The 25,159-nt window shown below is 48.8% G+C and carries 22 protein-coding genes and 2 pseudogenes; 8 read left to right on the forward strand and 16 right to left on the reverse strand.

Annotation, left to right across the window (positions count from 1 at the left end; all coding sequences use genetic code 11):
* Positions 1-151: 151 nt before the first annotated feature.
* The gene (locus VE954_RS19810; protein ID WP_324955949.1) at positions 152-619 is read left to right on the forward strand and encodes a transposase; all 468 of its coding nucleotides are present in this window, start codon (positions 152-154) and stop codon (positions 617-619) included.
* Positions 620-1,289: 670 nt separating this feature from the next.
* On the opposite strand, the gene VE954_RS19815 is transcribed toward VE954_RS19810, so the two are convergent.
* From VE954_RS19815 to VE954_RS19830, 4 genes are all read right to left on the reverse strand, one after another.
* Entirely contained in the window at positions 1,290-1,598 is a 309-nt protein-coding gene (locus VE954_RS19815) for a hypothetical protein (RefSeq protein WP_324955951.1), read from the reverse strand.
* A 3-nt stretch (positions 1,599-1,601) separates the two neighbouring features.
* Positions 1,602-3,041, reverse strand: a complete 1,440-nt coding sequence (locus VE954_RS19820) for an MBOAT family O-acyltransferase (RefSeq protein WP_324955953.1) — start codon at positions 3,039-3,041, stop codon at positions 1,602-1,604.
* Between the two features lie 25 nt (positions 3,042-3,066).
* A complete protein-coding gene (locus VE954_RS19825; RefSeq protein WP_324955955.1) occupies positions 3,067-4,017 on the reverse strand; it encodes an alginate O-acetyltransferase AlgX-related protein in 951 nt (316 codons plus the stop codon).
* 355 nt (positions 4,018-4,372) lie between these two features.
* Positions 4,373-4,885 (reverse strand): hypothetical protein, encoded by a 513-nt coding sequence (locus tag VE954_RS19830; RefSeq protein ID WP_324955957.1) that lies wholly within the window; start codon positions 4,883-4,885, stop codon positions 4,373-4,375.
* Positions 4,886-5,196: 311 nt separating this feature from the next.
* Between VE954_RS19830 and VE954_RS19835 the strand changes: the two are divergent.
* From VE954_RS19835 to VE954_RS19860, 6 genes and pseudogenes are all read left to right on the forward strand, one after another.
* Positions 5,197-5,382 (forward strand): annotated as a pseudogene (locus tag VE954_RS19835) (NAD(P)-binding protein); the annotation flags it as partial.
* A 121-nt stretch (positions 5,383-5,503) separates the two neighbouring features.
* Complete coding sequence (locus tag VE954_RS19840) at positions 5,504-6,484, forward strand: protoporphyrinogen/coproporphyrinogen oxidase (RefSeq protein ID WP_324955959.1); 981 nt, start codon at positions 5,504-5,506, stop codon at positions 6,482-6,484.
* A 674-nt stretch (positions 6,485-7,158) separates the two neighbouring features.
* Positions 7,159-8,478 (forward strand): FAD-binding oxidoreductase, encoded by a 1,320-nt coding sequence (locus VE954_RS19845; RefSeq protein WP_324955961.1) that lies wholly within the window; start codon positions 7,159-7,161, stop codon positions 8,476-8,478.
* Between the two features lie 7 nt (positions 8,479-8,485).
* Positions 8,486-9,226, forward strand: a complete 741-nt coding sequence (locus VE954_RS19850) for an SDR family oxidoreductase (RefSeq protein ID WP_324955963.1) — start codon at positions 8,486-8,488, stop codon at positions 9,224-9,226.
* A 353-nt stretch (positions 9,227-9,579) separates the two neighbouring features.
* Positions 9,580-11,628, forward strand: coding sequence for a DUF1588 domain-containing protein (locus VE954_RS19855; protein WP_324955965.1), 2,049 nt, complete (start codon positions 9,580-9,582; stop codon positions 11,626-11,628).
* A 27-nt stretch (positions 11,629-11,655) separates the two neighbouring features.
* The gene (locus tag VE954_RS19860) at positions 11,656-13,158 is read left to right on the forward strand and encodes a DUF1552 domain-containing protein (RefSeq protein WP_324955967.1); all 1,503 of its coding nucleotides are present in this window, start codon (positions 11,656-11,658) and stop codon (positions 13,156-13,158) included.
* A 12-nt stretch (positions 13,159-13,170) separates the two neighbouring features.
* Here VE954_RS19860 and VE954_RS19865 read toward each other — a convergent pair whose 3' ends face one another.
* The gene (locus tag VE954_RS19865; RefSeq protein WP_324955969.1) at positions 13,171-13,785 is read right to left on the reverse strand and encodes a hypothetical protein; all 615 of its coding nucleotides are present in this window, start codon (positions 13,783-13,785) and stop codon (positions 13,171-13,173) included.
* A 318-nt stretch (positions 13,786-14,103) separates the two neighbouring features.
* Between VE954_RS19865 and VE954_RS19870 the strand changes: the two genes are divergently transcribed.
* Positions 14,104-14,337, forward strand: a complete 234-nt coding sequence (locus VE954_RS19870) for a hypothetical protein (RefSeq protein ID WP_324955971.1) — start codon at positions 14,104-14,106, stop codon at positions 14,335-14,337.
* Between the two features lie 69 nt (positions 14,338-14,406).
* On the opposite strand, the gene VE954_RS19875 is transcribed toward VE954_RS19870, so the two are convergent.
* The 11 genes and pseudogenes from VE954_RS19875 to VE954_RS19925 form a co-directional block, all read right to left on the reverse strand.
* The gene (locus tag VE954_RS19875) at positions 14,407-15,444 is read right to left on the reverse strand and encodes a class I SAM-dependent methyltransferase (protein WP_324955973.1); all 1,038 of its coding nucleotides are present in this window, start codon (positions 15,442-15,444) and stop codon (positions 14,407-14,409) included.
* A gap of 20 nt (positions 15,445-15,464) precedes the next feature.
* Positions 15,465-16,313 (reverse strand): NAD-dependent epimerase/dehydratase family protein, encoded by an 849-nt coding sequence (locus VE954_RS19880; protein WP_324955975.1) that lies wholly within the window; start codon positions 16,311-16,313, stop codon positions 15,465-15,467.
* Positions 16,310-17,014 (reverse strand): sugar phosphate nucleotidyltransferase, encoded by a 705-nt coding sequence (locus tag VE954_RS19885; protein ID WP_324955977.1) that lies wholly within the window; start codon positions 17,012-17,014, stop codon positions 16,310-16,312. The genes VE954_RS19880 and VE954_RS19885 overlap by 4 nt, the downstream gene beginning before the upstream one ends.
* Positions 17,015-17,029: 15 nt before the next feature.
* A complete protein-coding gene (locus tag VE954_RS19890; protein ID WP_324955979.1) occupies positions 17,030-18,028 on the reverse strand; it encodes an NAD-dependent 4,6-dehydratase LegB in 999 nt (332 codons plus the stop codon).
* A gap of 33 nt (positions 18,029-18,061) precedes the next feature.
* Positions 18,062-19,252, reverse strand: coding sequence for a glycosyltransferase (locus VE954_RS19895; RefSeq protein ID WP_324955981.1), 1,191 nt, complete (start codon positions 19,250-19,252; stop codon positions 18,062-18,064).
* A 26-nt stretch (positions 19,253-19,278) separates the two neighbouring features.
* Entirely contained in the window at positions 19,279-20,568 is a 1,290-nt protein-coding gene (locus VE954_RS19900; protein WP_324955984.1) for a hypothetical protein, read from the reverse strand.
* A 132-nt stretch (positions 20,569-20,700) separates the two neighbouring features.
* Positions 20,701-21,333, reverse strand: a pseudogene (locus tag VE954_RS19905) (SIS domain-containing protein); the annotation flags it as partial.
* A gap of 10 nt (positions 21,334-21,343) precedes the next feature.
* Positions 21,344-22,333, reverse strand: coding sequence for a phosphoglycerate dehydrogenase (locus VE954_RS19910; protein WP_324955987.1), 990 nt, complete (start codon positions 22,331-22,333; stop codon positions 21,344-21,346).
* A 10-nt stretch (positions 22,334-22,343) separates the two neighbouring features.
* Entirely contained in the window at positions 22,344-23,426 is a 1,083-nt protein-coding gene (locus VE954_RS19915) for an AroB-related putative sugar phosphate phospholyase (cyclizing) (protein ID WP_324955989.1), read from the reverse strand.
* The gene (locus VE954_RS19920) at positions 23,404-24,135 is read right to left on the reverse strand and encodes an SDR family oxidoreductase (RefSeq protein ID WP_324955991.1); all 732 of its coding nucleotides are present in this window, start codon (positions 24,133-24,135) and stop codon (positions 23,404-23,406) included. Before VE954_RS19920 ends, VE954_RS19915 begins: the two co-directional genes overlap by 23 nt.
* Positions 24,132-25,154 (reverse strand): Gfo/Idh/MocA family oxidoreductase, encoded by a 1,023-nt coding sequence (locus VE954_RS19925; protein WP_324955993.1) that lies wholly within the window; start codon positions 25,152-25,154, stop codon positions 24,132-24,134. The genes VE954_RS19920 and VE954_RS19925 overlap by 4 nt, the downstream gene beginning before the upstream one ends.
* Positions 25,155-25,159 lie beyond the last annotated feature (5 nt).

Genomic DNA, 25,159 nt, shown 5'->3' on the forward strand with positions numbered 1-25,159 from the left:
AACCATAAAGATCGCCTGTGCACATTTGCGTTCGTTATCGCCACGTGAGCGGCTTAAAAAAGCCGGAGTCCTGGCAGACAATTTCTGGCTTCGTGAGTTCGTAAAGAAAAAGTGATCAAAGACTTTTGCTTAGGTACCTAGATCCATTGGATTGCGAGTCGTCAGCGATTTGCGTGAAAGTGAGCCGATCGTCCTCTTAACATCGATTTTTGACGAAGAGATCACTGGCAGCCACATACGCGAAGCATACAAATTACGTTGGGATATTGAAGAGCATTTTAAAATTCTCAAGGGAAATTTCCTTGCTGAAAAATTCAGAAGTAAAAATCTTAATGGTGTTCTTCAGGAAATATTTACTGTCTTGATGCTGATCAATATGGCTCAGGGTATGACTTTGCTAACCATCGGCCCAAAAACCAGGAGAGCTGAAAGACAAGTTTCCTCGCCGTCGTTAGTTCTTGGAATTATCAAGAAAGTTTTTCCCATCCTGATCCATGGCGCTAACAAAATCATCTCTCACTGGCTCGATATTGTGAACGAGCAGATCCATGAACCCATGTCAAGGTTTCGGCCAGGGCGATCATATAGAAGATTTTCACATAGACCGATTGGCCGTTGAACCCCAAAAGCAGAAGGCGTTCGCTGTTAAGCGAACGCCATTGGGGGACAAGTAGCGTCTTTAATTATGCAGTGGTCAATAAATACCAAAATATTGGAACCCAACTGTCGGGTCTTTGTGAGCGCTTCCAAATCCACATCGGAAAGGATCCGGCTCTGAGTTGCCTGATGGTTCAACGTTTTTTAAAATTCCAGGGCAGAAGCGCTTCGTAGTCTGCAAGGTTTTACGCATAGGGAAGATCAAAGTACTGTGCCGGCTGTAAAGACGAGCTCATGACTGCAGCCGATTTACCGCTGGTATGGCCTGAAAATTCTTCAAAAACTGAGTCAGGCGATGGTCCATGACACACCGCTCGCGGAAACCATGCCCACAATTGAAGAAGGTACTATCGCTCATGCCATCGATCGTCATGGATCGCTGAAAAAAGTTTGAAAACCATGGAAAGTCGCGCGCTCAACTCTGGACTTCAACCGCAAGGCCTACCGTTGTATGGAGCAGCATCAGCGATGGGCTGAGTGGCGCAGCGGATTGCAATCTATCGCTGCTGCGCTGTGACACCAGCCATCCCTCTTTGTCATGAAATGACTCATGTCCCAACCCATCGAACGGCAGCGTCCTCGTCGCTTAGTGGCTCACTTTCCTGCCTGGCTGAACACAACGCCAAGTTGATTTATTCCGTCACACCCAATTTTTCGAGAACGCGATTCTCGGCACTATAGGCGTTGAATACAAAGTGTCGAATCAAAGCGTGGGATCGTATCATGAATTTTCTAAAGCCAAAGTTGTCAGCCAGATACTGATCGGTCTGAGCGATCGTTTTGCTTAAGTCTTTGATCGAAAACTCTGGCTTGCCGGCAATGGTCCGATTTTCATTTATGGGTCCGAAATAAGGATTCCATTGATTGAGAGTGCCGAGGAACCCAAGAGCGATGGATATCAGAAATGAAACCGCGAGTATGGAATGGGACAATCTCTTCATATGTCAAAACCTGAAGTAAATAAATGGGTTGAAAGTACTTCCTGCAAGATAAACCAGAGAAAGCAGGAAAACACCGGACAAGGCAACGCCGCGAACGATCTCAGCAAGCGGATGAGGACGTTCGGATGATTGAAAGACGGGAAGTTTAGGGTAGAGTTGAGCGCTCAACACCAAAGCAATGGAAAAGACGACTATACGCTCATAATTCAGCAGGTCATAGAGCGAAAGACGATCAGCCGACAGCGGAGTCGAGTCCAAGCCAAACATTTTTTTAAGAAACCCCAGAGCATAGGTAAGGCTGTCAGCCCGAAAGAACACCCAGCCGACCAGGACGACAAGCATCGCGTAGAGTCTGGACAAACCGACAGGAGCCTTGTTGAGCTTCTCAAGTAGACCCGCTTTTTCTAAACATAGAAAAAGACCATGATAGGCACCCCAGATCACGAAAGTCCAACTCGCGCCATGCCATAGCCCGCAGAGAAAAAATACGATAAAAAGATTAAAGAAGTTCCTTGTTTTGGAACAGCGGTTGCCTCCCAAGGGGATGTAAAGGTAGTCGCGGAACCACGAGGAAAGCGACATATGCCAGCGGCGCCAAAAGTCGGTGATGGACGACGCTGTATAAGGGACATTGAAGTTTTGCGGAAACGTAAAGCCGAACATTCGCCCTAGGCCTATGGCCATCTGCGAGTAACCAGAAAAATCAAAGAAAATCTGCAGATCATAAGCGGTAGCGCCGAGCCATGTGCTGGCGCTTGTCAAGTCAGCGAGAGGGGAATTGAAAACGTCATCAGCAAGTTGCCCCATCGGATTTGCCAGGAGAATCTTTTGGGCAAGGCCAACACAGAAGATGCTGATGCCCTCGGTGACATGAGCCCACGAGACGGGTCGATGGTCGACTTCTTTTTCAATGTGGGCATAGCGAACGATGGGGCCAGCGATCAACTGCGGAAAGAAGCTCTTATACATTCCGAAAGTGGCCAAGTTTCTTTGGCATTTGATCGTGCCTCGATTAAGGTCAATGAGGTAAGAAATCGCCTGAAAAGTAAAGAACGAAATACCAGCGGGAAGATGGACGTGCTGGAGATTCTCGGGAGCCGCAAATCTGATGCCAACCAAAGCAAGAGCGTTACCAAAACTCTGGATAAGAAAAACGGCATATTTATAGTAGGCGAGCAGCAGAAGGTTGACGATGATGCCAGTCGCGAGAGCTATGCGCCGCTCTTTGTCCGACCTTGACTTTTCGAGCAGAACGCCACCGGCCCATGTGATCGTTATCGAAGCCAGCATGACAAACACATAATTTCTTTCACCCCAGATGTAGAACATAAGGGACGCGAACAAAAGGAATAGATTCTTCAAACGTATTGTCGGGAGGACAAAATAGACGCCAAAAACAACAGGAAAGAAAACAAACAGGAACTGCATTGAACTGAATACCATGACATGTCCTACTACCTTGGAGATGTTATGGGATGGTAGCCAGCGGTTGCTGGGCAAGCTGAATCAAACCGTTGAGAGCGTCGTCAGTGAATCTTTCAATATTTTGGAAAACGACGTAGCTGGGTCTACGTTTCAACAGCAGCTCACGATCAACTTCCCATTTCCAATAAAACTCAGCCTCACAGAAGTGCTCTGAAACAAAGGGTTGGAGCAAGTTTGAAAACGAATCGCGGTACATAGCAAGCGTTGGGCCTGGACATTGAGTGTCCTTACGTGAGACAAGCACCGTTTCTGGGTTTCCTGTCGTGCGAGCCTCTCGTGGTATCTTGGGTAGCAATTGGGTATACTGCTCGTGCAGTATATCCTGCAGAGCAAGCATTCCAGCAAGATCGCCTCCCTCCTTTTCGAAGGTATTCACTGTAATGTGCTCGAGATCGAGGGGTTCTAGCTGAGACGAGAAGCGGCGATCTAAAGTTCGGAGATAGTCCAGGAGGGTCTTATAACCAATGTACGCTCCAAGTTCATTCCAGTGTGTATCAGTCTTTTGATAGAGCTGTCCCAATGTTTTTGCCTGCCGCATGGCAGACGTCGCATGAATGAAGTGGATACCCCGCCTTTGCAGGTATTCCGCTAGCTGCTCGAGACGGGACGGGCCAGCCTTCTGCTTGATATGTTTTGGCATCGATTCAGGATATACTGTCGGAGTGTTCGGGATCACGATCCAAACAAAGTGAGAGCCCATGCTTTCTAGTTTGCTTTGCACCAAGCGTACAGCTTGATAGGCATTTTCAAGCTCTTGCTCACTTCGAAGATTCTGACGTCGATAGTCTCGTATATTGCCGCCTTGCTGGGCGGTAAAAATAAGCCATCCATCTCGGCCAATTTTGGCATGTTCAGATCGGAGCGATGGCATCGCAAAAGAGATCGGCTGCAAAAGAGCAACGAACACCAAAAGTACTATTAAAACGTGGCGCATGACAGCTTCCTCGGACTATGGAAAGAGTTGAGAATGCAGCAACTACTAAGGCATGCATATAAAGAGATCTGTAGGCAATTATTGATAATTTTCTGGTCTGATTCAATAGCCAAATATGCCTGCTCTCTTAATGCTTGGCCGCCTTTTGCCTTCCATTCCCGGCTTAGGCATTTAAAATATTCAGACTCGCGGAAAACCGGCCATAACTGCAGATTTATTCCGAAAGGGACGGTAGTCAGCGACTGCTCCTTGTCAAAGTAATCCGTTGAAAAGTTGAGTCTTCTGTGCCAATTCAAAGCACAAGGAGAGGTCATGAAGAAGAGTCGATTCACGGAAGAACAGATCACCAAAACCATCAAGCATCAGGAATCCGGGGAAAAAGCAGTGGGTATTTGCCGGGTACCCGGTATCCTCTTACCTGACCCATTTCAAGGATCTCATAATCTATTCCTTTCAATGGAAGGGGCAGTGGGCGCTCGATGGCAAAACGATCGGACCGGCTGATGCCGTGATCCTTCATCACTGCTGTGTTCAGTTTTTCAAGGAAATACCGGAGTCGATCGTTGATCTGAGCGTTGTCGTAAAAAGACTCGTCGCGGATCTCCTGAAAAAATGTTCTCTGGATGATACCAATTGCAGCCTCACAACTGGCCTTCTCTCTCGGGGTGTAGGGACGGGCAGGAAGGACGGCAAAGCCGCATTGATTGCCGAAGTCACAAAAGGTAGGGTTTACATCGGGATCATATCGATGCGCGTTCTTCACGCCTGACTTCAGTTTGTCGATTACCACATAGGGTGTTATACCGCCAAAAAAAGACCACATCCGCTGATGGCAAGCAATAAATGTTGCAAGCTTCTGGTCGAACACGATCTCCGCATAAGTATAGCTGCTGAAAGGCAGGACTGCACAGAACAGGCAGGTCTTGCGAGGCTTATTGGTCCTGGGATCACGAACCAGAGGGCCATCGCAAAAATCAATTTGAACCCGCTAACCAGGCTCGTGATCAAGCCTCAAGGCCGGTGTTGATACTGGCTTCAATCGTTGCCTTACGATTCTGGCAAAATGCGGATAGCGTATTGCCGGCTGCATCTCCAAATAGAGTTGCTTGCAGGTGACGCCACGCCTGCGCTGGTCCAAAACCTGGTCCCACGGGAAATCCAGATCCCGGCGGCCTCACCGGCTTGAGTGCCGGCTACCACCTTAAAGACGACGACTACCAGGTCTACGAAAAGCTGCACGAGGTCGGCGGTCTATGTCGATCGGAAGAGGTCAATGGGTTCCTCTTCGACTACGCGCCGCACATCCTGTACACCGTGAACCCGTATCTGCATGAACTGATCCACGCTGCTCAAGGGCAACATTGAGATCAAGAAACGTAAGGCCTTCATCTACCACGGCAAGTACAACGTCTACACACAGTTTCCGTACCAGGCTCAGCTGTATGGCCTGCCCGCCAAAGACATCATCGAGTGCCTGAGCGGTTTAGTGGAACTTCTGCGTGACCCCGATCGCCCAAAGCCCCAGAATTACCGCGAATGGACGTACTGGCGCTTCGGCAAGGGCATCGCCGAGCGACTGATGATTCCATTTGCCGAGCGCGTCTGGGCCATCGCCCCCAAGCACATGAACTTCAGCTGGATCGACCACCGTGTGCCGCCAGAGCCCAACTTTGAAACGGTTCTGCGGGGCGCATTTCAGCACGAACACGACCGTAGCGGCTTCAACCATGAGTTCTGGTACCCGATCGAAGGCGCCATCGCGTCGCTGCCCAAGGCTTTAGCCAAAGGTGTGAAAAACATCTATCTGAACCATACTGTCACGAAGATCGACCCAAAGAATAAACAAGTCAGCTTCGACACCGGCAAGGTAGTGGGCTACCAGAACCTAATCTATACCCTGTCACTGACCCACCTGCCGCACTTCAGCGACGATATCCCTCAGCATGTGATGGATGCCATCAAAGGATTGCAGTTCAACCAAATCAAGTGCGTGAACATCGGCATCAACCGCCCCGACATCAGCCCCTACCACTGGCTTTACTTCCATGAAGCCGAAGAATTCATCTTCCACCGCATCAGCTTCCCGCGCAGTGCATCCGCGAAGACGTGCCCGCCTGGCACCAGTTCGGTGTGCTACGAAATCTCCAGTTCCAAGCACCGCCCGCTTCGCGTACACGTTCGTGAAGCACTCATCCAGGCCACCATTGACGGTCTAGTTAAGGCCAAGATCATGCGACCGGAGGACGAAGTGCTGGCCACCGACGTACTGAACATCGACCCTGCCTATGTGATCTACGACCTCGACCACGAGAAGAATGTCAAGACTATTCACGATTACCTCATGAGCTTGGACATCCACCCCCGTGGGCGCTTTGGCGACTGGCAATACTACAATATGGACCACAGCATCCTGAGCGGCAAGCGCATCGCCGATCTGATCAACGACAGGGACACACCGGCGCTGTGAGTCGCGGCCAAACACAACCTGGAACTCGTTGACGGCTCCATTGTGAGCGTTTCCAAATCCACATCGAAAAGGATTCGACTCGCAAGGTAGTTGCTGTCGAGAAGAGCCGGGATCTTGACGACCAACCATTTGCCTACTACATTACCAACACTATGACTTGGAATTCGTCTAGGACAGGGTGTACCTCGAGAGATCGCTTGGAAACTGAGCTCTCCATCGGAATGTATTCGAGACAATGTCTTAGAAAGAATCACTAAACTCTGGAATAAGCGGGTCAATCGCAAAGGACAGGTAATCAATTGGCGCTTTATGAAATCCAAGGGAAGAAAAAGTCTTTCCTACGCGGCATGAACCATTCGGAATTTCTTCACATGAGGTGAAGCGGCCATGCTATCAAAAACTATCCATGGCCATCTCCGTCTCGGTGATTGCACTGACTGGAGTTTGGTTTTGACGATTGCTGAAGGCCTTTGCCGTGCAGTTCCAAGTTAGCGCCCCCCCAACAAGCACACTATCGGCAAAAGTTTTAGGGCCGACTGAATCATAGAAACCTTAACAGCAAACCAGTGGAGTCTCGCAAAAAACATGAGAATCCCTCACCTCATGGCATTAAAGAGAGCATACCCTGCTTGGCCTGGAGAAAGGTCTGTTAAACTATTGCAAAGGGTTATCCTATGACTCCTGCTTATCAAAGCTGGGGACGTTTTCCCAAAGCCAAACATTCGCCGCTGTATCTTGATTCCCGCTTTTCGGATTTCCCGGACGTTGAGAACGAAAGAAACGTATTACCCTATGGAATCGGTCGAAGCTACGGTGATTCATGTCTAAATGACAGCAATTATATCCTCCCGATGACACACTTGAGTCGCTTCATTTCATTTGATCGAAGCTCAGGTATCCTGATGTGTGAATCAGGGATGACGTTTGAAGATATTATTAAATACGTGCTGCCGCAGGGCTGGTTCCTGCCCGTGACTCCGGGTACGAAATTTATTACAGTCGGCGGCGCTATTGCCAATGACATCCATGGAAAAAATCATCACTGTGACGGAACATTTGGTCATCACTTGCTGCGCTTCGAGCTCTTGCGCTCCGATGGCCAGCGCCTTCTATGTTCTCGAACCCAGAATACCCCATATTTCCATGCGACCATAGGCGGGCTTGGCCTTACCGGCGTCATAACCTGGGCAGAATTCAAACTAAAGCCGGTCTTTAATTCCTTTATCACTCAGGAAGTCGTTCGCTTTCGAAACCTTGATGAATTTTTTGTCCTCTCTGAGGAGTCTGAAAGCGAATATGCCTATACTGTGTCGTGGGTCGATTGTGTGGCCAAAGGCAAAGGTCTGGGACGTGGACTCTTTATCCGTGGCAATCATGCCAGTAGCATTATGAGTCATGTCAAGAATTTAAAGTCTGGCGGTACCAGGTCTGTTCCTATCGATTTTCCTGGTTGGGCTCTAAACTCATTGTCAGTCAAAATATTTAATAATCTTTACTACCGCAAGCAGTTCAAAGATTTCAAGAGGACTACCATTTCGTATGATCCGTTCTTTTATCCACTGGACTCGATCCATCACTGGAATCGAATCTACGGTAAACGCGGTTTTCTTCAATGGCAATGCGTGGTGCCCTTCGCCGATGGAAGGGACGCGATTCAAGAGTTGCTTGGGCGTATTGCAAAATCAGGTTATGGCTCGTTCCTGGCCGTTCTCAAAACATTTGGCAAGATGCCGGCGATTGGTATGCTATCGTTCCCCAAGGAGGGAGTCACTTTAGCTCTCGACTTCCCTATGGCTGGCCCAAAGCTTTTTCAGCTTTTGGATGAGTTGGACGGAATCGTCGGTAACGCAGGAGGTGCCATCTATCCAGCCAAAGACGCTCGCATGAGCTCTGAATCCTTCCAAAAGTTTTTCCCAAGAGTCGAGGAATTTCTGCAGTACAAAGACCCAAAATTCTCCAGCTCACTCTGGAGACGGGTTCACCCAACCAAGTGAGATCAACATGAAGAAAATTGTGATATTCGGCGCCAATTCAGCGGTTGCACAGGCTTGCGCAAAGCTATGGGCTGAACAGGGTCATGACCTTTTCCTTGTAGGACGCGACGAGAAAAAGCTGGAAGCCTTGGTCCTTGATCTGAGAGTTCGTGCCAGATCCCGAATTGAAAGTATGGCCCTTGATCTTGCGGACCTTAAGGATCATGCTGCTGCTTTCGCGACGGCTAAAAACGCTTTAGGCAGGTATGACTCTGTGTTCATTGCTCACGGAATTCTTGGGGATCAGACTGCGCTGCAGAAAGATTTCTCACTTACCCAGAAGGCCTTGAATGTCAATCTCCTGAGCGTTCTATCCCTACTTACCATTGCTGCCAATGAACTTGAGGCTCAAGGAAAAGGTCATATAGGCGTCATCACTTCAGTGGCCGGTGATCGGGGAAGGCAGAGCAATTACATATACGGAATGTGCAAAGGCTCAATTTCAATTTTTCTCTCGGGATTACGAAACCGGCTTTTCTCCAAGGGGGTCTTTGTAACAGATATCAAGCTGGGCTTTGTCGATAGTCCAATGACTCGTCACATTACCAACAAATGTTTGCTCTGGAAGAAACCGGACGCAGTCGGCAGGATCATAGTAAAAGCCATGGATGGCAAAGGTGGCATTCGTTATGTTCCCGGATTCTGGCGGTTTATCATGCTGATCATCAAATCCATCCCAGATTCAATCTTCAGGCGCCTCTCGCTCTGACGAGCTTGCCCCTTGAAAAAGGCCCATTACACTATGGGCATCAAATATCCCGCCAATTTTTGATAAAATCATAATAAATAAAAAGTGGTATACGCCCTGTCTATTCAAGATTGGTCAAACCCGAAATAGTTTGTCCGGGGATTGCTGGTTAACCTCTTGGTTGCTGAGGTCTTGCCTCTGACCTGCAGAAAACTCAATTCTCTCGCTGCTTATTTGTCGAATGATCAAACCGCTCTGTATTGAGTTTCCATGAATCTTTCCGATACCTTCAAGGTCCAAATCTTGCTTCAGGGGCTCCTCATCGGACTGTGAATCCTGGGTTTCTGAAGATCCTTAATTATCGAGGAGAGGAAATGCTGAGAATGTCATGCGGCGCAATTGCTCCTTACATTCGGGCGACATTTATTTTGTTCAGTGCCTCGTGGATTCTGGTCAGCTGTCTCTCTAAACAGCGCCCCCGCAGTCAGCCAACCTCGGAAGCTGACGCTCAGGTCTTCACGTGTCAGGATTATGAGCCTCCCTTTGCAAAGGGCTATGATTTCACGCACCATATTCTGCCATTTGTGACAAGGCATTGCATCAATTGTCATAATGATACTACAGCAAGCGGAGGCATCCGACTCGATATTTTCGAAGATTCAGCCTCGATATTTACTGCGCAGCAGCGCTGGAAAAAAGCCCTTGATCAAGTTAATTCAGAGCGTATGCCGCCAGCCAGGAACCTGCACACTTGTGAAACGAAGATGTTCAACCAGTGGATCGCAGATGGATTGCTCATCGACGCGCAAGATCCAACGAAGACAGGAGATTCGTTATCCAGAAGCACGGCGATTGTTGATCCCCTCCGCCGCCTTACAAAGAAAGAATACACCAACACGATCCGCGACTTAATGGGTCCAAAAACCTTTGCCAGGATCAGCGATCAGATCTCTCTATCGCTCAATGAAGACCCAAGCCAACCATTTGAAAGGATGGGGCTCACCTTAAGCGCAAGCATGGTCAGCGCGTTTTTCTATATTGCGGAGGCGGCTGCCGAATCAGCTGTCACTGAGGACCTTGGTTTTGGTACAGACTATCCCTGCCTCAAGGCCACCGATCTCAGCAGTGACTGCATCACGAGTTTCATCACTAATTTTGGCATGAGGGCGTTTCGAAGGCCTATTACTGCCGAGGAATTCGCCAAAGCCCATGGAATTTATGAAGAAAATCTTTCTGAAGGACAAAAAGTCGGTCTGAAATCTGTCGTCAGCTGGTTCCTGCAATCTCCAAACTTTCTCTATCATTTGGAAGTCGACGGGACCGAAAATGATGGACTTTTGAAGGTTGGCCCCTTTGCTCTCGCGTCGCGCCTTTCCTATCTGGCTTTTGGTTCCATGCCAGATGATGAGTTGCTTATGCTGGCGTCGACCGGCAAATTGGAGACATTTGAAGAAGCAGAACAGCAATCGGCCAGAATCTTTTCATCGCCCAGGGCTCGCACATGGGTTCAGGAGTTTTACGACCAGTGGCTGCACCTGAATCGCCTTAAGACCGTTTCTTATGGTGAATTCTCTGAACAATTTCTTGCCGATCGTGGCATCCGCGATGCGTCGACAATCGTTGAATCCGCTCTCGCCGAAAGTCATGCATTCCTTGATTATATAACGTGGGAAAGAAAGGGAAATTTCGCCGATCTGATGCAATCAACGGTGATGGTTAAGACACAATTTGACTTTCCGACTTCCATCTATCAAACGAACTTCCCTCCAGGCCAGGATCTTGTCCTTCTGTCGCGCAGCTCGAGGCGAGGAATCCTGACACGAGTGGCCACGCTCTTTCAAAAATCGGAAGAAACTTCACCCATTCACCGCGGAGCTGGGATTCGCCAACAGATCCTTTGCGATGAAATTACCCCACCACCATCGAATCTTTTTCCTCCTGGAACGTTTGATTTGCCGCCTTTCGATCCAAACATGACAGCAAGGCAGCGTTGGGAGCAGAAAACCGCTTCGGAGCCTTGTTATACCTGCCACACGCGTATCAATCCCCTTGGCTTCGCCATGGAAATGTACGACACACTTGGAAAAGTTCGGCTTGAAGAACCGGCACGTGATCTATCAGGGGGTTTTATCAGAATGCTCCCTATCGATCTCGCCATGGTTCCAAACATTGACAATTCAGCTGAAGCACCGGCCAACGGTCCGTTGGAACTCATCGATCGAATCGCTGTGAGTGAAAAGGCTAATTTCTGCTTCGTGCGGCAGTGGTTCCGTTACGCCATGGGTCGCCGTGAAACTGGGAATGATCGTGAAACCTTGCAGATTCTTTATAACGAGCTGACGCGACCCGGCGGTGGAATTCAAGTCATGCTATCCAAAAGTGGCAGCATCCTAAAAGCCGTGGACAGAAAAATCGAGCCTTGATTTCAATCATTGAATGGAGAAAGAGCTATGCGTCTGAAGCCAAAACATAGTTTCCAAGATGCCCATACTCGTCGAAGCTTTTTAAGTGGTGCTGGTGGTGCATGCCTTGCTCTTCCAATCTTGCCGTCTCTCTTGACATCCGGCACAGCGAAAGCCGCTGCGGATGCTCCAAAAAGATTTATAGCGATATTCAGCGGCAATGGCCTGTACTCACCTGAATGGTATCCTTCCCAAATACCAAATGCGATCAAAACTGGTCCCAACATTCATGAAACCAACCTCAGCGATATCAATGGCCCTATATCGAACATCCTGGGACCGGAATTCGATGCCATCCGAAGCAAGCTCCTTCTCATAAGGGGCCTCGACCAGATTTCTGAAAATGGTCGAGATCATTGGCCTGGAAAGATGCTAACGGGCTTTGCCATGCAGGGAGAAATGCATCTGTCGATAGACCAGGTGATGGCAAGGTCATCCAAAGTTTACCAGGAAGAACCAGCTGTCCGTGTCTTGAACGCAAAAGTTCCAGGCCCCAGCCTTCTGGAGGTACCCCATGCCTTGAGCTATGCTAAGGTCGGTTACGGGGTTCAGCCTGTCGTGCCCATGGCCGACCCAACTGGTATATTCCAAATGCTGTTTCCCATCCCAATTGGATCTTCCCGACGCCGAATTGTGGATCATCTCCGGGACGATTATCAACGCCTGCTCAGCAATTCCCGACTCTCACGTGAGGATAGATCACGTCTTGATCAGCATATGACCCTGCTTGACGACCTGAATCGTCGCCTGGGCCTCAGCTCATCAATGTGCCAGGCTCCAGCCCGCCCAGAGGTGCTAGGTGAAACGGATACTCCGGCCATTACAACGGCACATATGGATCTCGTCGTCAATGCGATAAAATGTAATCTAACGAAAGTTGTAACTCTGGAAATCGGGTCACCAGCAGACGGCCGGTCCTATTCATTCGTACCCGATGTCGCACGAATTGAAGGCCCTGGGAAGGGATCGACCTTTCACTTCATGACCCACAACATGGATAATCCTTACAACGTTATGCGCATGTCGGCCATCAACCGTTGGACGGCCAAGCAGGTTGCCGACCTGCTGACCAAACTGGACGTCGTAGAAGATCCAGAGACAGGCAGAACCTATTTGGACAACTCGATTGTCTATTGGGGAAGCGAAAGTGGAGCCTGGGGCAGCGATCCAACCGTCAACAATGTCCATACAAGCGATGACATGATAGTGCTCCTCGCAGGCTCTGCAGGTGGCAGACTCCAGACAGGTCGCTACATAAATTACCAAGCCGAGGTGAAGAAAAAATTCCGATCTGACGTTGTCGCAACGTCCCCGCTCAATCTGGGTCGACCTATCAACGAATTATTCATCACCCTCATGCTTGCCATGGGTTTAAGTCCTGAGGATTGGGAGACGGAGGGGCAGAAGGGGTTTGGCAGCTATGCTGACAATTATTTGAATCAATACGATATCGGCGATCAGCGCACACCCTTGCCACGTATCTTCATTTAAGGGGATGCAGGATCAGGTCCCAATGAATCCCGTGACTGCACTTGGCTTCAAGAGAAGGGATTTTAAATAACTGAAAAAATCCGATCTGCCCAGGTTGAGATCGACAAGTTCCTCTATAGGTGCATTTGAGTTCTCAACCAGATCGACAAATCTCTTAACCACGAACTCCGGCGAATAGCTGCCTTCCCAATGCCTTCTGCATCGCTCTCCGAGCTCGTTAGGAGATTGGATCAAGTCGGAGATCTTCGCTTCCAGCGAGCTTTGGCTCTCCAGATGCCGCTCACCTATCTCTTCACCAAGATTATACCCATGAGTCTCAAAAATATAACGGAATCGGTACAAGCCCGTAATCGGCCGATAGGAATAGTCGAGACAGAAGGTCGGAATTCCGAGTTTTGCACCTTCCAGGGCACTTGTCCCCATAGCAAACAGCGCATGAAAGCGGACAATTTTGCTGTCGAGGTCTTGAAATCCGATCGTGCCAGTGAATTGAACGCTTAGATTTCGACACTTTTCCAAGGCTGCTTCTATTGCTTTCCTACCCGAACCATCCCCGACAATCGTCAACCTGGGCTTTGGGGAGGCTATTTGATCCAGCCTATCGATGAGATGCAATAGGATGGGCATCTTAAAATCCTCCAATCTCCCGATCCAGCCGCATTCCAAGGTATCAATCGCATCGAAAGGCTCCCGGCTTAAAGTCGGTTCGTCCGTAAGGATAGGAAGGTATACGCAATCATTTGCGGATAGGCCGAGTGAAGTCGTGGTCTTCCTTGCGTTCTCCCTGTCCATGAATACGATGGATTTTCGCTCAATGAGATGCGAGACAAGCATCCTGAGCTTTTGCCTCCTCCCTCTTGATAATGCATGGATGAACGCTGCTGCGAAATGATGCCAGGAGCTGTTCAGACCCCATGAAACCAAGCGGGGCGTTAGATTATCGGGATGAAGGTTCCAAAAGAATATCCTGGTTCCTTTCGGGAACATGGCGAGGCCCTTTATACGCCACAATGGGCAGCTCTGCAAAATGAGCAAAGAATCCTCGGGAAGTTTTTCTGGTTGATCATAAGGCAGGAATTCACAACCTTGCGGGAGATGGTTCGCCATATAACCGTCGTTCAGGTCCATGATGATGACGCGATAGCTTTCCGTCAGTCGGGCAGCCAACCGCAAGAATAAAACTGAGACTCCTCCAATACTTCCATACGGAAAATAGAAGGCAATCGTTGGCATGAACACTCCCATGAATCATTTAGCCAGAACTACAAGCATGTGACTGCTTCCATTGACATAGCGTATCAAGGCCTGGGCAAGGCCCTTTGTTTGATCATCTGCAGTTGCGAGGAATTTCAATAGCTCGTCTTGATATTCAACTTTCGTCTTCCCGAGCATGTCAACGTCGAGCTTGCCTGGTGTGATCAAACAGTTAAGTTTGAGACCGCAACGCAAAGCAAAATGGAGGATATTCTGTGTACTGAAAGCGTTCAGGTGCATCGGAGGAAAAATCGCGTGCGCCAGAAGACGTTGGCTATTGTAGCCAATTGCCAGCAGCTCAAACCCACAATTGTTCGGAGTCGTCAGGGCTGCTCGCCCGCCTGGCTTGAGGGCATTTTTAACGTTGCACATGAATGCAAAGGGATCAATCAGATGCTCTATCAACTCAAAGAAAACAATGACATGATACTCGCCCTTCCGATCTCCCAGAAAAGTTTCGGCATCGCCATAAATGAGATTCAGATCCTTGTCCAACGGGTTTTCAACAGCCCGTCGATCCAGGTCAATTCCAGACAGCTTGACCTTGTTGAGTATACCCAATTCCTGGCATTTCGCTTTCAGAGCACAGAGAAAAGCCCCCGAATTGGCGCCTATTTCAAGTACATTGACCTGATCGACTCCTGACTGTATCGTCTCTTCGATCGCCTCGATCACCTTATCTTGACGCTCATAGAAAGAATAACCGGACTTCTCCTTGAGTCGTCTTGCCAACATCGCATCGGCTAATATCCACGATTGGAAATTACCATAGTAGTCACCTAATGCCTCCGAGGGAGGACAGGGGTTGACGTATTGGCTCTGGCAGGCGCTACATCGGGCAATCGCGTAAACCCCGAGAAAAGGGTCATCTTCCGAATGCTCGGTCTCACCACAGATGGGACAAGCCCGTTCGACAAAACTGCTCGAATATTTTTCATAGAATGCCAACGCATCAGATTTTCTGAGCCGATACAGTTCCAGAGCTTCCTCATGACCTCTATTTGCGAATAGGGAGACACTTTCAAATGCCACTTGTTATACTCCTTCCTACCTTAGTAGGGATTACTTGCCTTGGGTTCCCATCCTACATGGGCTTGCAGCTTTGCAAAGCTGCCAAAGATATCCAGAATATCGTCCTTCCTGAAGCGATCCGTCTCGATTTGAATCTTCAAGGTTTTTTCCGACCGTCGGATGAGATCGAGCAGAATCTCGTGCATTTGCAGGGAATAACCGCTGCAGACGTTATAGACCTCGCCGTTTTGCCCCTTCATCAGTATGTCCCAATATGCTCTGACAGCATCATTGATGCTTACAAAATCCCTGCGAGCTGACAAGTCTCCGGTTTTGATCACATCACCCGGAGCTGCCCTACGAATCTGATCCATAAACGTTCCCAGAGACAGCTCCGGAGACAAGTCCGGACCCGAGAGGTTAAATGGCCTTGCCATGACGATCGGAAGCCCATGTGTACGCCAGAAAAAATTGGCGATGTCAGTCTGCAAAACCTTCGACAATCCATAGTTGCTTATCGGTCGCAGCTCATGTCCCTCGGTAATAGGCAATGCCAAAGGCTTACCGTATTCCGCAGCGGAACCGATGAGCAGAATGCGCTCGATGGCATCACCAAAACGAAGGCAGGCTTCGAGCAGTCTCTGGCTCATCAACGCATTTACTTTAATGAGCTCGCCGACGCTCTTGCGGCCAATAGCCCCTATGAAATTCACAACGTAGGACGGCCGATGCCTCTGAACGATAAGCTCGAAGCTATTTTCCAGTGAGAGATCAACGTCTCTTGTCACGCCGACGAAATTGAATTTTTCGTCGAGCTTATGCTCCGTCACAAACCTTTGAAAGTGACGACCCGTAAAGCCGCTGATTCCCAAAACAAGGACTGTTTTCATTCCGGCAGAAACTCCGAACGTCTATCTTTGAAAAGTTGGTTCGCAGTCTCATAATCCGCAACCCGCCCGATATCGAGCCAATAGTATTCGCCCGAAAAACAGGAAATTTTCTTACCTGCGTCGCGAACGGCCAGCACCAGTTCCGGCATATCGAATTTTCCATCGCGTGGAATGTACTCGAGTATCTCCTTCTTGAAGATGTAAATACCCATGCTCACATCAAACGAGTAAGTTGGCTTTTCTATATAGTCGAGGAATAATTTACCATCGCATTTAAGAACACCGAGATCGATGTTCACTTCTTTCTTGTATGTGGCGATTGTGATATCGCAGCCTTCGCTTCGATGAAAATCCATCAATTTTGCGTAATCTATCGTCGTCAGCAAGTCCCCGTTCATAACCAGGAAATTGTCATCCAGTTGATCGACGAGTCGGAGCGGAGCTGCGGTTCCCAAAGGGTATTCTTCGCGGGAATACGTGATGTTTAAGCCGAGGCTTTTGCCGTCCCCAAAAAACGCCATAATCAGATTGGACAGATGATTCACTGCGAGGACGATATCGGTAAATCCAGCCCTTTTCAGCTGTTTCAGAACAACCTCAAGGATGGGGACATCGTCGATCGGCACGAGCGGCTTCGGAAGGCTCACTGTAAATGGCTTGAGCCGAGATCCTTTGCCCCCAGCTAAAATAACAGCCTGCATAGGCAAACCCTTCATTTAAATGTTGTAAATATGGCTCTTATACTTTTCCAAGTTCACGCTCTGCATAAACCAATCAATCGTGGTCTTCAGACCACGATCCAAACTATATTGGGGTGACCAGGACATGATATTTTTCGCCAGCTCATTGGAAGCCCAGAGCCGCTCCACTTCGCTATCTTTAGGTCTCTCCCGCTCCACATCCTTCGCTATTTGGGCATCAGAACCCATGAGCTTGATGATTTTCGTCGCCAGATCACCAATGGATATCTCAAACCCACTGCCGACATTTACGACCCTTCCCATCACGTCTGACGACTTCGCCATGCAGATGAAACCTTCGACAGTATCCGCAACGAAAGTCAGATCGCGTGTTGGACTGAGGCTGCCAAGCTTGATCTCCTTGGCGCCATTGGCGAGCTGAGCAATAATGGTGGGAATGACGGCACGCGCAGACTGTCTTGGGCCGAAAGTATTAAAGGGTCGAATGATACCTACAGGCATTTCAAAACTTCGATAGAAACTCAGGGCGAGCTGATCAGCACCGATTTTTGTTGCCGAATAGGGGGATTGACCCTGCAAAGGATGTAATTCATCGATAGGGACATACTGCGCGGTACCATAGACTTCGCTGGTGGACGTGACTATGGTTTTTGCCACTCCCAGGTCCCTCGCAGCGTTCAGGATATTGAGTGTTCCCTTTATATTCGTATCAACATAGCTGTCGGGAGAGTGATAGGAAAAAGGGATAGCTATCAATGCGGCGAGATGCAGCACAACGTCACAACCAGTGACCGCCTTACGCACACCCTGGGGATCTCGAATATCACCGGAAAAGACCTCAATCTGATTCAGCTTGTCCTGGGGCAACGTATCCAGCCAGCCGTAACTATTGAATGAGTTGTAGTAGACGAAGGCACGAGTGTTGCATCCCAGTTCAATAAGCCGCTCTACAAGATGACTGCCGATAAAACCATCGGCTCCTGTTACCAATATTTTCTTTGATTTAAGATCCATGACGAAAAATCCTTTAGACCTGAAGAAAATGTTCTACGAAACCGGCGATGATGCTGCGTCCAATATCGAAGCCTGTGACGATCGATCGGCATTTTGGAAGTACTTGACCAGACGCTCCGTGAGTTCCTCAATGGAAGGCCAGGTCTGTCCCGCTAAGGGACGCTGAAAGTTTTCGTCCCGGCGTTTCCATGTTTCGAAATGCTCAACGACTTCAGAGATAAAAAGCTCTCGTGTCGGAGGATCGACCAATCGAACGTTTGGAAAATGCGCGGCAATATCGAAAGGTCCATGGGGGCAGTTTGTTGCCACACAGTCAATCCCTGATAAAGCAGCCTCAGTCAGGGACAAGGGAAAACCCTCGACGCGGCTCGGAAAAAGGAAGAGATCCGTTCGCACCAGCAAATCCAAAATACTCCCCACAAAGCCGGCAAACACCACCTGCAAGTTTTCAAGGGGACGACAGGATTCCAGGTGCGCCGAGAGCCTGGTCAAGTCTGGACCTTTGCCGCAGATCTCCAGGCTTACTTGCCAGGCTGGATTCTTAAGAGCCACAAGGTGAGCAGCATCGATAGCCCACGTGAGTTGTTTCACGGGATCCAGACGAGACAGCGTGAACATTCGAAACTGGCGTCGTCCCATGTCACCATGGATTTTTATGGACTTGCGGCTAGCGAGAAGAGCGGCCAAAGTCTCGGCACTAAAGCTGTTGGGAAAAAGCAGCGTGTTCGTCAAGCATCTGACGCTGACCTCAAGCTCTTTTTTCCGCGATCTGGTGCTAATGATATAGGAGATGAGCTGTCTGTTTAGGCAGACGATGATGAGTTTTTTATAGAAAAAATCAAAGAATTTTTTTAACCCACCGGTACGACCTGAAAAGTAATGAAAGGACGTGTGCTCGTGACAGTAGATGCGACGCTTCGGCAGTCGACAAGACCATCGCAGGACGCTGACTAAAGTGGCAAGCATGATTGACTTCGAGAGGCCGACATAGGCGATCGACTCAGACTGCCAAAGCCTCCGAAAAATACGCAGGAAGCTTTCCTGCTTCACCTGCGCATACTCTTCAAATTTCCTGGTCAGGGGAAAGTCGCCACGGAAAGTCACGATCATAAGGTCGGGAAAGGACTTTTTGAGCGTAGGAAGCATGGACAGCAGCAGGTGCTCAGCCCCACCGTGGTCCAGTCCATCGATATATATTTCCAGGCTTTTAGGTTCGGTCGCCATAATTTACACACTCAGAAATAAGAGACTTAAGAAACGATCTTCGACGTGGTCATCATACCCGCATCGATGGGATCGGACATCCTTTGAACCCTAGCGAAGGTTCGACTGGCTTCGCAGATGCTATAGATGGTGATGATAACGAGAACATCGCCCAAAGCTCGGCTGAAGAGATAACTGCCCTTGGCATTGCTAAGGAAATTCATCGCATAAATAAAAAATAGAGCCCGCTTATCATACTTTGACAGCCTCATTCGCAAGGGCAGAGCAAAATACAGAAATGGCAGCAGCATCAGAATGAGGAGATAAATCGCCCCACCCCCAAAGAGAACAACCTGAAAGCCGTCGTCAACTGAGACACCTTCGTCGGTTTTCATCGTCAGGCCATTACCGACAAGCCATGTCGAATCTTTCATCGGAAAATTTCCGTAACTCCCCATCAGAGCATCCACACTCGGGACGGCAACCACTTCACCCTCAGCAAGTTTGACAAAAGGATGGATCATCTCATTGACAGTGTCCTGGTTTAACTTCCCCGACTTGATGAGTCCGGCAGCTCCCAGTACCAGAGCAATGGACAATGCTGAAAATCGAATCAGACGACCAGAAGTTGAAAAAAAGAGAGGCAATACGAACAATATAATCGCCAGGATTTCAAAAATGATCGCGGTCCGCGACGTCAAGAGTATTGAGAATCCACATATCACGAGAGTGGAAGCATAAAAAAAGCTGCGTTTGGACCGCAGGACGTTTGCAGAAAAAATCAGTCCGTAGACGCCCATCATTCCCGCCACGGGATAACCCGCATAGAGGCCGGGCTTTCGATAGCTTTGTATATAGTAGTCGGCAAAGGCTGGCATAATCATAAAGTCGGACGAAATATGCGTGAGATTCAAAATATATTGAGTGAAGATGATGAGACCATTCACTGTAGCTGCGAATATGACAGCCTTGCCGAGAGTTTGAAACGGGACCCGCACGTATTGAAACAATGCGGCCAGGAGTACAATCAATACGATCTGTCTGGCGGGTTTAAAGAGAATTTCCGCATAATAGATGCCGTTGTATAGGTAGCCGCAGACCCCAATCCCAAGAAGAATCCACCACGCCAGCAATAAGACATCCATCCATCCCACGATCTTTAAGGAATAGCGACGACGAAATCCTGCAACAGCAAACCACAAGGCGAGAGGCAGTATGGATAAGTCGTAGACCCCCAATTTGGGCAGGAGCAAAAGAAGGAAGAGAAGAAACCCGACCAGGCACCGGTCACGGGTGGAATGGCTTTCTGCGGTGATAGGGAATCCCTGGGGGAGCATTTCTTGATTTTCCTTCAATCCAATTGTATTAGGATCCCCGCAGCTGCGAAGCCTCCTTCAGCTTAAACGCTGTTGAGATTCTTGAAACGATGCCTCAGGAATGAAAAATTCTGGTTTGTCCGCATCCTGGCCTTTTTCCAGTACGATGGCATATTCGTACAGGAGGTGATGAATCACTTCGTGCGCACCTTCGACAAGCCCGTAGGCACCTTTTGGTGATCGGACCAGCAGCACGTGATTGGCGACCTTGGCCGCTTCTCCTCCATCAAATCCTACCATCGCAATAGTTGCGCAACCTTTTTCCTTGGCAAACTGAAGAGCATTCACCACATTCAAACTATTGCCGGAACTGGAGATTCCAAAGGCAACATCGCCACTCTGGATAAAGTTTTCCATTTGACCTACAAAGATTCCATCATAGCCGTGATTGTAGGTACCTGGATAATCACCTTCCGTGAATGGCTCTTTTCCATCGTTGGCTTGCGCTGTCAGCCAGGGTGCACTATCAAGCGCGAAGACTTTATAGAACTTTTGATTCTTCCGACCTGTGATCTTGGTTCCCTTGCCAAAATCGCAAGCCAAATGGGAAGCGATGCCATGGCTTCCTCCATTCCCAAAAAAGAAGATCTGATTGCCTCTTTCCTTGGCCTCGTAAAGAATATGCGCGACCTCTGCAATCTTCGCTATATCGAAGTCACGTATCGCTGCAATACTTTGGCTAGCAAAGTTCTTGGCAAAATCCATCGCGTGCTGAAGCTTATCCATAGCTAGCCCTCTATATGTAGTCTTCGTATTTTATTTCATTAAGAAGGGGTTCACCATTAAAATAGCGAACGACTTCCGCGGCGGACTGAGTCTCCATTAGAAACCGGCAATCAAACGAGCACGAGCCCATATGCTGGGTCAGGACTATGTTATCCAACTCGATCAGGGGCCCTGTGTAAGGTTCGTATTCAAATACATCAACGGCAGCCCCCAGGATGGTTTTTGCCTGAAGGGCATTGAAGAGGTCTGCTTCATTGACGATACCCCCCCTTGCTGTATTGATCAAAAAGCAGTCGGGCCGGAATAGATCAAGCTCCTTCTTTCCAATCATATTCCTTGTCCGTGCATTGAGGGGAACATGAAGGGTAACTATGTTTGATTCAAGAAAGATTCTTTCTTTTGAAACAAACTCATAGTCAATGCCTCGGGAGCCGAGAATGTCAAAAACTTCCTGGGTTTTATCCAGGATATCATTCAAAAGAATTTTGCGGGGTCGAAACTCACTGAGCATGCGGATGACGTTTTTCCCAACCCGCCCTACACCTATAATACCGACCACGGATTCGCCGATCCGCGTCCCGATAGGTCTCGACCATCCCTTTCGGCGCAACTCTCGATCTGACCTTACAACATGGCGGGTTCCAGCGATCATCAAACCAAGAGTCAGTTCCGAAACCGCCATCGTCACAGCATCGGGGGTATAAGAAACCCGAATGCCTCGATCCATACAGGCGGACACTGGAACGGCATCCAGACCGATACCGACACGCGAAATAAATTTCAGTTTCGGATTGGCAGTGAGTAAAGGCAGCAAGTCCTCAGTACCAGCAATGATAGCATCCACATCCCGGGCAATCTCTGCCACTTCCTCCGATTTCAGCTTTCTCTTTTCCGCATTGAGGACAAAGTCAATGCCACCCTTCTCCAAAATCGAAAGCGGCGTTTGATCGTGGACTCCAAAGGGATAGGTGGAGATGAATACTTTCGGCCTCCGATGCATCCCTGACTCCTTAAGGATATTTTTCTCGAAAAAACGCTTCAATAATTCCAGTCGTCGTCGCATTCAGCTCGATTTGATGAACGAAAAGTTCAGCCAACCCTCGGGACAGAATGCAGGTGACCTTGGAAGACGTATTCTTCTTGTCCAAGGACAGATATCTGAAGTACTCATCCAAAGCATACTTTTCCAGGGAGAAATCAGGCGAATTGAGGCGCAAGATGGAACTCATCGTATGATACTGGTCACTCGACAAAAACCCCAGATTCAGGGACACATAGTTGGCAAGGTCCATCCCCAGCGTCACGGCCTGACCATGGTTTATTTTATAGTCCGTCATCGCCTCCAGGGCGTGACCAAACGTATGGCCGTAATTGAACAATCGCCTTGGACCCTTATCGAATTCGTCGATCTCAACAAGTTCCTTCTTTATGCTCAGGCTCTCTTCTATATGTTCCCTCAGCAACGAGCGATCATCCAGAAGAGCTGCATAGCTTTCTGCAAGATCAGTAATCTTCGGGGTATTCTTATAAAAATAATAATGCAGTATTTCGCCGATCCCGGATTTGATCTCATCGACGGGGAGCGAAAACAGGAAGGCGGTATCAATATATATCGATTCCGGAGGATTAAATGTCCCCAACAGGTTCTTGGCTTTCCCAAAGTTTATCGAGGATTTTCCGCCGATGCAGCTGTCAGCCTGGGCCAGCAAAGTCGTCGGAATAAAGTGCCAGGTGACGCCTCGGAATAAGATAGAGCAGAGGAAGGACGTCAAGTCCTGAACGACACCACCTCCTATCGCCACGACTGAGCTGGAGCGCTTCACTCCCTTTTCAATCAAGCCCTGAATCAGATCCATGCTGAAGTGCAGAGTCTTATTTGGCTCGGTTGCTTCAACCAGCAGCATTCTTTCGACAGGTATGATTTGCTGCTCGGATGAAAGGTAGAGCCGTGCGACTTCCCTATCAACGATAAAAAATGCATCCGCGGCAACGAACCTCCGCACTTCACTGCGAAAATCGTTGGTAAAATGCACGCTGTACGCCCGCAGCCTGGACTTGATTTCAAGGGACTCAAACATTGGTAAATCCGCCATCAACGACAACATCCTGCCCGCACATATAGCTGTTGTAGCGGCTGCAGAGAAATGTGACGACATGGGAAATTTCGTGGACCTCAGCCAATCTTCGGGCTGGAATTTGCGCAGACAAGGCTTCGATCTCGAGTTCCTTGAGATTCTTCCGTGTAAGGTCGGTCAAGGTAAATCCGGGAGATACCGTGTTGACCAATATTCCCTGCCTAGCCAGTTCGATGGAAGTGGCCACAGTCAGGCCTTTAAGACCAAACTTGGTCATCGAGTAGGCCGTTCTTTTTTCCATGCTGATTTTACCAAAGATCGATGAGATATTGACGATTCTGCCGTAAGCACGCTTCTGCATGATCGGAGCAACTGTCTGGATGATTTTAAACGGCACATCCAGATTAACGGCCATCATATCCCGGTAATCTCCGGCTTCGATGTTCTGGAGAGGATTGATGCGGTTGATTCCAGCATTGTTGACGCAAATATCGAGTCGATCCAAAGTCTTGAGTTTTTCCAGGAATATCTGAACCTGCTGCTCAATCGAGAAATCAACGGCAATGTATTCGAAATTTCTCTCAGAAAGATGAGCTGGCTTCACGGGAGATGTTCCGGTGACCCAAACCTTGGCTCCTAGACGTTCGAAGTCTTGGGCCATTTGCCACCCAATTCCTCTCGTTCCGCCTGTGACGAGCGCGACTTGCCCATCAAAATTGATATTCATAGTTCAATCCCGTATTTTTCCCGCCATATTTGATCCTCAAAGTAGATCCGATAGACAAGTTGCATCGTTTTATAGGCGTCTTCGCTGGATCCGGTCGTGACGGGTTCATCGTTAAGAACGTTTTCCAGGAAATCGTTTATTTCATCGGGCCACGAATGATCGTTCAGATAATTGGTTGTCTGGATTTTCGGATTGCCACTGCTTTTGGGATCTTTTGGGTAGATCGTGAGCGTTTCCTGCCCATAAGACATTGTCCCGGACAGGATTCCGGCCATGACAACCGAACCTTCGGCAAAGTTGATCTGGAGGTTAAATCGATGCCTCCACTCAGTCGCCGTTGATTGAAACTGGACAATAACCCCTGAATGGGACTTCATCAGCGCAAAGGCGTTATCTTCGACATCCAATCCCCAATAGTCATTGGAGACGTAACTCTTGACGTCTTCCATGTCGCCAGCAAAAAGGCGTATGAGATCCACCATATGGATCCCTTGGTCCAATAGGATTCCGCCGCCGGCGATCGCTCTTTTCGATCGCCACCCATCGGCGACATTGACAATCATAGACTTGCCATATTCACCGCGAATATTGATCACGCGCCCGAGTTCACCTGACGAGGCAATACGTAAAGCTTCTCTGATTGAGTCATGATACCTGTGGTTGAACCCGTACTTGAGTTTGAGATGTGGATATCGTTTTTCCACGACTCGAACCTGAGCGATCTCCTGAACGTTCCTTCCGGGTGGCTTTTCGCAGAAAACGTGAAATCCTCGTTCCAGTCCTAAAATCGTCGCCTCAGCCGCCACATCGTTGGTCAGGCATACGAATAGGACATCCAGTTCTTCCTTGGCTATCATGGCACGGAAATCATTATAGACTCGGATCGGTTGCAGCGAATTGTCGCCATCTTCCATCGACTTGTCGCAGACCGACACCACTTTTACACGAGGATCCTCTTTCATGCATAGGTAACGCCTCTTGCCGACGGTGCCGTAGCCTGCGATTCCAACCCTCAACATAAAAT

The sequence above is a fragment of the Oligoflexus sp. genome (assembly GCF_035638955.1).
Taxonomy (GTDB): domain Bacteria; phylum Bdellovibrionota_B; class Oligoflexia; order Oligoflexales; family Oligoflexaceae; genus Oligoflexus.

Bases quoted from the DNA above. Each gene is read 5' to 3' on its own strand.
- VE954_RS19815 (WP_324955951.1), bottom strand. From the start codon at position 1,598: ATGAAGAGATTGTCCCATTCCATACTCGCGGTTTCATTTCTGATATCC.
- VE954_RS19820 (WP_324955953.1), bottom strand. From the start codon at position 3,041: ATGGTATTCAGTTCAATGCAGTTCCTGTTTGTTTTCTTTCCTGTTGTT.
- VE954_RS19825 (WP_324955955.1), bottom strand. From the start codon at position 4,017: ATGCGCCACGTTTTAATAGTACTTTTGGTGTTCGTTGCTCTTTTGCAG.
- VE954_RS19845 (WP_324955961.1), top strand. From the start codon at position 7,159: ATGACTCCTGCTTATCAAAGCTGGGGACGTTTTCCCAAAGCCAAACAT.
- VE954_RS19850 (WP_324955963.1), top strand. From the start codon at position 8,486: ATGAAGAAAATTGTGATATTCGGCGCCAATTCAGCGGTTGCACAGGCT.
- VE954_RS19855 (WP_324955965.1), top strand. From the start codon at position 9,580: ATGCTGAGAATGTCATGCGGCGCAATTGCTCCTTACATTCGGGCGACA.
- VE954_RS19860 (WP_324955967.1), top strand. From the start codon at position 11,656: ATGCGTCTGAAGCCAAAACATAGTTTCCAAGATGCCCATACTCGTCGA.
- VE954_RS19865 (WP_324955969.1), bottom strand. From the start codon at position 13,785: ATGCCCATCCTATTGCATCTCATCGATAGGCTGGATCAAATAGCCTCC.
- VE954_RS19870 (WP_324955971.1), top strand. From the start codon at position 14,104: ATGAAGGTTCCAAAAGAATATCCTGGTTCCTTTCGGGAACATGGCGAG.
- VE954_RS19880 (WP_324955975.1), bottom strand. From the start codon at position 16,313: ATGAAAACAGTCCTTGTTTTGGGAATCAGCGGCTTTACGGGTCGTCAC.
- VE954_RS19885 (WP_324955977.1), bottom strand. From the start codon at position 17,014: ATGCAGGCTGTTATTTTAGCTGGGGGCAAAGGATCTCGGCTCAAGCCA.
- VE954_RS19890 (WP_324955979.1), bottom strand. From the start codon at position 18,028: ATGGATCTTAAATCAAAGAAAATATTGGTAACAGGAGCCGATGGTTTT.
- VE954_RS19895 (WP_324955981.1), bottom strand. From the start codon at position 19,252: ATGGCGACCGAACCTAAAAGCCTGGAAATATATATCGATGGACTGGAC.
- VE954_RS19900 (WP_324955984.1), bottom strand. From the start codon at position 20,568: ATGCTCCCCCAGGGATTCCCTATCACCGCAGAAAGCCATTCCACCCGT.
- VE954_RS19910 (WP_324955987.1), bottom strand. From the start codon at position 22,333: ATGCATCGGAGGCCGAAAGTATTCATCTCCACCTATCCCTTTGGAGTC.
- VE954_RS19915 (WP_324955989.1), bottom strand. From the start codon at position 23,426: ATGGCGGATTTACCAATGTTTGAGTCCCTTGAAATCAAGTCCAGGCTG.
- VE954_RS19920 (WP_324955991.1), bottom strand. From the start codon at position 24,135: ATGAATATCAATTTTGATGGGCAAGTCGCGCTCGTCACAGGCGGAACG.
- VE954_RS19925 (WP_324955993.1), bottom strand. From the start codon at position 25,154: ATGTTGAGGGTTGGAATCGCAGGCTACGGCACCGTCGGCAAGAGGCGT.